This window comes from Prevotella sp. Sow4_E9_plate (genome assembly GCF_052116205.1).
GTDB lineage: Bacteria > Bacteroidota > Bacteroidia > Bacteroidales > Bacteroidaceae > Prevotella.
In genome coordinates, this window is sequence record NZ_JBQKLN010000002.1 from 206,931 (window position 1) to 213,812 (window position 6,882).

General features: G+C 42.9%; 6 protein-coding genes. 1 reads left to right on the forward strand and 5 read right to left on the reverse strand.

The window, feature by feature from the left end; translation table 11 throughout:
* Nucleotides 1–19: 19 nt before the first annotated feature.
* From ACTQ53_RS01725 to ACTQ53_RS01745, 5 genes are all read right to left on the reverse strand, one after another.
* Nucleotides 20–1,366, reverse strand: a complete 1,347-nt coding sequence (locus ACTQ53_RS01725; RefSeq protein ID WP_441931794.1) for a glycoside hydrolase family 43 protein — start codon at nucleotides 1,364–1,366, stop codon at nucleotides 20–22.
* Between the two features lie 256 nt (nucleotides 1,367–1,622).
* Nucleotides 1,623–1,925 carry a PD-(D/E)XK nuclease domain-containing protein gene (locus ACTQ53_RS01730; protein ID WP_295346666.1) on the reverse strand — a complete coding sequence of 101 codons (303 nt, stop codon included), beginning with the start codon at nucleotides 1,923–1,925 and terminating at the stop codon, nucleotides 1,623–1,625.
* Between the two features lie 44 nt (nucleotides 1,926–1,969).
* Complete coding sequence (locus ACTQ53_RS01735) at nucleotides 1,970–2,473, reverse strand: hypothetical protein (RefSeq protein WP_441931795.1); 504 nt, start codon at nucleotides 2,471–2,473, stop codon at nucleotides 1,970–1,972.
* A complete protein-coding gene (locus ACTQ53_RS01740; protein WP_294970720.1) occupies nucleotides 2,442–3,008 on the reverse strand; it encodes an ATP-binding protein in 567 nt (188 codons plus the stop codon). Before ACTQ53_RS01740 ends, ACTQ53_RS01735 begins: the two co-directional genes overlap by 32 nt.
* A 372-nt stretch (nucleotides 3,009–3,380) precedes the next feature.
* Complete coding sequence (locus ACTQ53_RS01745; RefSeq protein ID WP_441931797.1) at nucleotides 3,381–5,774, reverse strand: TlpA family protein disulfide reductase; 2,394 nt, start codon at nucleotides 5,772–5,774, stop codon at nucleotides 3,381–3,383.
* 388 nt (nucleotides 5,775–6,162) lie between these two features.
* On the opposite strand from ACTQ53_RS01745, the gene ACTQ53_RS01750 reads away from it, so the two are divergent.
* The coding region (locus ACTQ53_RS01750; protein ID WP_441931798.1) for a transposase at nucleotides 6,163–6,882 on the forward strand (720 nt) is incomplete at its 3' end.

Below are 6,882 nucleotides of genomic sequence, written 5' to 3' on the forward strand. Positions count from 1 at the left end.
AAACTTTATTAAGTTTATCTTACTCCCCAAACTTCCACCAATCCAGGAAGAAGAGGTTCTGCTTCTGGATGTCGCCTCCCTTAAAGACGAAGTAGAGATCATGAACACCCTTTACCTTCTTCACCTGAGTAGAGAAGGTTTTGTATTCATCCTTGGTGTTCTTGATATCCACCTTGCCGATGCACTGGCCGTTAACCCCATCAAGACGGATTTCGATGCAGCCGCCAAACATGTGGCAAGAGGCAGAAACCTCAAACTTACTTGCACCCTTCTTGAAGTCAACACCCTTCACGAGGATATACTCATCCTCATCAATATTCGTAACCACCTGGTTCCATCTGTCCTTCTGCGCCCATTCGTTCTTAGGCTGCGTCTTCAATCCATAGCCCCAAGCCATCGTCTCAGCCTCAACCTTTCGATAAGGGTTGAACCATTCTATCTGCTCCAACTTGCAGTCCTGGAAGTATGGCAACTCCTGGATGGTTCCGTCAGGATTGTAAGTCATTTCGGCCGCAGAAACAGAACGCTGCTCGGCATGACGCCCCGTCTTCAAACGGAAGATGTCATAATTCAAGCCGAAGCAATAGCTCTTGCCCTTATAGTCGATGATGCCCGGATGATTGCCACGAGTACGAGGCGTATGGTTCATGATATGTCCCTTATATTCCCACGGTCCGAGCGGATTCTTGCTCATCGCATAACCGATGCCCTCAGGACAGCAAGTAGAAGCATAAGCAAGATAATAATTGCCATTGCGCTTCCAGAGCCAAGGACCTTCCTGATAATCCTGAATCTTCGGGAAGTGCATGATGGAATCGGAATAAGAAATCATGTCCTCGTTCAGTTTCACTGCCTTCAACTCCGGGTTGCCCCAATACATGTAAGCCTGGTTATCATCATCAATCCATACGGTAGGGTCGATGTCGAACCAGTCGCCCTCCCATGCCAGAGGCTTTCCGATAGGATCCTTGAAAGGTCCGAATGGACTATCTGCTACCAGCACTCCGATGCCATGACCGTGGATAGGGCAATACATATACCATTTGCCATTGCGCTCGATGACCTGCTCTGCCCAGGCACCATTCTCGCCCTTGAACCACTTGAAGTCTTTCAATGAAGCCACGGCACCGCGGTCTTGCCAGTTTACCATATCCGTTGAGGTATAGAGCAGCCAGTCTTTCATCAGGAAGCCCTCAGCCCCATCCTCATCGTGGGTGGTATAGAGATAAACCGTATCGTTGTGCACATAAGGTGCAGGATCGGCCGTGTACTTGGTCTGGATGATTGGCAAGTTGATGTTCTGTGCTGTTGCTGCAGTTCCCATGCCAGCCAAAAGCAGGGATAAAATCATTCTGTATCTGGTCATTTTATGATTTAAATTAATTATTAGTATATTAAAATTGTTATTTGTGGTTGCAAAGGTAAGCCAAAAAACTGAATTCTACTTTTTCACATGTTTCAAATAGTTTATATGATGTAACACTTGTATCTGTAGCTTTACTGTCTTTCTGTCATATTCCACACTCTTGCTTGCCAGCATAGGCTGATAGCCTGCACTGCTATCAGCATCCAACAAGAAAAAAATGAGGATGTGTCATGGACTTATGACACACCCTCATTTTTTAGCAGGAATATTTTACCCAATCCAATACGATAGTCTTATCTTCATCAATCATAAAGTTCATACCAATCTTTTCCACGGTTTTGCCTTTTAGGGCAAAAGCATCAGCATAATGCTTATTGTTAATTTGGTCAAGAGCCTCTTGTGCCGACTTATTAAATTTCAGTTCTATCACATAGATGGTATCCTTTGTTTCCATCGTAATGTCTGTTCTTATACCGAGACTTAAAATCTCTTTTATGAAATATAGGAGTAGAAAAAGAATACTGAAAAAAGAAAGTCGCTGATTATTAGCCCAATACATGATTTTTAACAGTTTTTTCTTTTTCAGACCTTTTTTTTATGCCATTACTTTATATAATATTTACTATCAAATCGAGTGCCCTCTTTTTCTATCTCCTTCCCAACCATAGAATAGAGCATCTTTCGAATCTCTTTCATATCTATATCAGGAATGCGCTCTGCTATATCAGATATTTTACTCAAAGGATGCACACGGAGATCTTCCATAATTAGTGCCTTAAGAACATGTGGTTCTATAGTCTTCAAACTAGTAACAATGTTAGATTTTGCATTTTTCAGCAAAGTTGTATTGATTTGGAAAAATGATCCTTTCTTGACGCCACCTTTCGTTATCAGATTGCTTTTGTCTAAGTTATCGATATAGCTTCTCAATCGTTCTTCTGCAGATAGCTGGAGGATTTTAGATAAATCAGTTGCGGCAATGCGTTTCTCTCTGGCTATGATGCCGAAAGCTATCTTGTTCTTTTGGGAAAGCTGATAATTATGGTCAACATAATCCATCAAGCGAACAACTTCTTTATCCGTACTGTTCGCCAATTTCCATATCATCGAGCTGCTTGATATGCTGCTTCACTCTATCAGATTGGCGTATATCATTAGCGAATTTTGAGAGATTCGTCTTATTCTCATCTTCCAACTCAAACTGTGTTGGTACAAGTTCCCATTGGAAAGCTCCTTTCTCTTCTCCAACACGTTGGATATCCTCACTACGAACCGGCTCACATTTGTCAGCGACACGGATATACATCTTGCCATCAGAAGTGGTGGCATATGAATGGAGTGAAGGGAATACTGTGATGGCAAAGTACTGGCTGCCAGTTTCGTCTGCACATACGTCGCCTACTGCAAGACCAACATTGAAACAAAGTCCACGCAATCTTGTAACGGCACTATTTGCCTCTTCTTGCGATATAACTTGATTGGGAGCAGGCTTCTTGGTCTTGTCTTCTACGCCAATCATAATTTGTCCACCTTGTGCATTGGCTAAAGCCACACAAGTAGTGGAGAGCTCCTTGAATCCTTTCTCTCCTGTTCGAATCTTTTGCAGACTCTTGTATTCTATCTTTTGTTGCTCTGTATTCATGTTTACTTGTTAATCTTTAAACAGATACAAAGATAATATTTTTCTTTGAGAATAGGGAATATATTCAGGAGGAAAATGTATTTTCTTTGTGATTTTTTTAGTTTAGGGCGAAAACCTCTATGTATGGGGCTAAACTAAATGAAAGTATGTGAAATGAAGCCTTACTTTTGGCAATCACTATAGATAGGCATCGACCACATACGTGAAAAAAGTTATACGTGTGCGAAAAGAAGGATTAATTGCACTGAGCAGAGTGCAATTTCGTATTTAATTTGTATATTTGCACTCATTAAGAACAATATGGATGCTCTATTGATAGATAATCCTTTATAATAGAAAAGATGACCCCGCGTTTTGCGAGGTCATCTTTTTTTATTTACTCAGTTCCTTGATGATTTTCTCCAGATTGTCAAGCTGGCGAGCATCCACTTTCACATCTACCAGATTTCCTTCCTTATCGAAAAGGCGATAGGATGGGAAGGAGTGAATGTAGAGATAGTTCTCGATGGCACTCTGCTGAGCAGCTGGCAAGTTATAGTGGGCGATATTGTCGCCAACCAGACCATTCAGTCTGATGAGATTTTTCCATGACTCTTCAGGACTGTTGTTTGCCATGTATAGATATACCACATCGTATGGCGCCAGGCGTTCGAACTCTTCCTTCGAATGGGCTAGAGCCATCTTGCAAGGGGCACACCAGGTTCCCCAGACATCCAGCAATACAAGCTTTCCCTTATAAGGCTCCAATATATGGCGAAGAAGCTTCTCCCCATCGTTCATACCCTGAGGAGCTGTCTTGAGACTGGCAGTAATGTCCCTGTTCTGCAAAGACAGGTACTTATGGTGTTCTGCCAATACTTTCTCCCTGAGAACTTCAGAACTGATACAATGTTCTGCCAGGTCAAGACCATAACTATTGAGTGGCATGGCTAGTCTTTCCAACATCTGAAGAAGGGCTTTAGAGATGATGACATCTTTCTGCTGCTGGTTGCATCCCATGCTATCAGCTATATGCTGGGCATAATATACATCGATGAGAGGAGTCTCATCCTTAAGCATCTTGGCAATATCTTCTCTTCCAATGATAGCCGTAGCACGCTTGGCAAGGGCTGAGTTGGAAAAAGCATTTTCTATTTTCTCCTGCTCCTTGGCATCTGTCGTCTGAAATTGCTTGATAGTCATGGCATCCAGATTCTTAGCCCATTGTTCCACCGTAGCAATTTCTGAATCGGTTATCGCAATATCCCCCTGAGCCTTGTGCTTTATCAACAGTTCCGGATAATAATTGGTGAACAAGAATCCATAGGTCTTCCCCATGGGTGTACTGTACTTTAACCTTGCTTCCTGGTCGATGAGATCTTTAGTCAGCATATTATAGTCACGAAACTGAGTATAAGGCTGCGGAATCTCCTTCCATATTTTTTTCACTTGGCTCACATATTCCTGAGGGAAAACATTGTCTTTTACTCTATATGCTCCTTGCAAGATAGCCGTAGCATAAATGCAGAGAAGGTGTTGAGCCGCATACTCCTGATAACATCTGGAAATAGATGCCGATTTTTCTATCTGTTTCCGTAAGTTCCCTTCAGCCTCCTTATATCTGGATTCAAGAATCTGCATCATCTCCTGGGCTGGAACCTTATTCTCATTACCTGCATAGTCTGCGTTAATCATTGGGATAGGATGCGCCAGCAGTTCGTTTTGCAAGCGGCAGTTCTTACCCATGAAGATGGAATGTCCAGACTTGAAGTCATAGAGCAGATAATAGGTCTCACCTGGCTCCAACACCGTGTTGATATAAGTATGTTTCCAGTCCATGAAAACCTCGGTAGAGTTGATGAGGGGTACTTTGATCTCAAATCTGCCAAGTGAATCGAGCTTGCTACAATTGCTCACTTCCTTGAATGTGGAAAAGAGATCATAATACTGCACACTATACTCCTGCCCTCTATCCCAAAATTCCTTAGGCATATTTCTGAGCCATCCCACAACAATAGCCGTATCGGGCTTGTTATGAGTATCCTTCAGACTTGTGGTTTCATCTTTCTGCGGATAATCCGGAAGGGTGGAAGTGGTAATGAGCGAATATTCGGCTTTCTTGCCGTTGATGCTCATCGTGCGCTTACCATGTTGAGGTTTGTCGATGTTGACAGCCAGGTCGCTCTTGCCATCGGTAAGGATGAAAGAGTACTTGTCGCCCTTCTGATTCTTCTGCTTGTATTGCCAGTAACGGCAGTCGTAGATGGCGAAATCATCGTAGAATCCTATCTCCCAATCGCCGGTCGCATCGTTTCGCCAAAGCGAGGAGAAGAGCTGTTTGATGCGGGTATCGATATTCTCGATGTCAAATATCTTGAAGTTCTGTTTGCCGTCACCTTCCAGGAAGTCAAACTTTCGGGTCTTCTTGGGGAGCGGTGCGAAATGGAAGACCACATCCTCCTTGCCAGAGCTAGGTATATTGTGTTCTTCGTCAAGTTTCAGTCCATCACAGCTCTTGACGAGATATTTCTTGCCATCAGCAAGAAGATAGGTTTCCTTCACAAACTTTACCCAATAGTGTGGGCGAAAAGTGATGTGCATGAACACTCTTGTTTCATCATCTGCGAATTCCACACGATAGATGTTGAGTTGAGATTGGAAAGGATCATAAAATAGCTGGTTCGATTCAGCTATCGGCTGTTCCCAGACAATAGTTTTCTTGCCATTCCCTGCCCAGCAAGTGCAGAGCCAGATGGCTGCAATAAGTACACAAAGGATTCTTTTCATAATTCGATTATTTTATTGGATTGATACTATTGAAAGCAGTATATATTAATTAGTATAACGTTACTTAAGTGAGCCCACTTGAAAAAGTCATTTTTACGAAAATGTGCTATTGATTATCAATAAGTTACAAAGGCGAAAAATATGATTCGGGACTTTTTCGAGTGGGCTCTTAAGTTAAGTTTCGCAAGTAAGCCCCACACGCCCTGAAAGGGCAGAAGCTCCTAGCCCAGGGCCTTCAGCCCGTACTTGAACCACATGCGAAACTTCAGTAAAGAGCCCACTTTAAAAAGTAAGGCCTGTTTAAAATGTTTATATTTCACGAAAATAATCTCTGCTTTATGCTGTTATCTGGAATATTTTTCGTATCTTTACACCATCAATTAAAAGAATGACTATGTTTAAAAAGACAGATCCGAATCCTCAGTTAGATATATTCACGGCTCCCTCAATGCAGTTAGGAAGTCGTGCTTCAAAGAAGTATTCTGACCCCAACGCATGGCATAACCAGTTCTATAGCCTCGTGACAACCAAGATTGATGAGGAGATATTCAAGCCTTTGTTCCCTGAAGGCAAGAAGAGCGGCCGCCCAAATGCTTCCATCCGCATACTCGTGGCTATGTCTGTCTTGAAGGAGGGATTCGGTTGCAGCGACGAGGATCTGTTTGAGAAGTGCGAGTTTGACCTTCTTACCAGAAAGGCTCTCGGCATGGAACTTCTGACTGATGTAACCCCATCAATAGATACCTATTATCTGTTTCGCCGCCGCATCTGCGAATATCAGGAAAGAACTGGCATTGACCTGATGCAGCTCTGCTTCGAGCAGCTTGCTGGCAAGCATGTACACCTTCTCAAGATATCAGGCAAATGCGTCCGTATGGACAGTAAGCTTATCGGTAGCAATATCGCTCGCCAGTCTCGCTATGAACTGATACATACAACTCTGGTCAAGTTCCTCAAGACATGCACGCTTACCCATCTCTCCCCAGAGCAGGAAGAACGGGCAAAGGAATACTTGAAAGAGGATTCCTCCAAGACAGTTTACCGCTCTGACTCTGATACGCTTCAGAGCAATCTTGCCAGAATTGGTAATTTCATCATGGAGATGCTG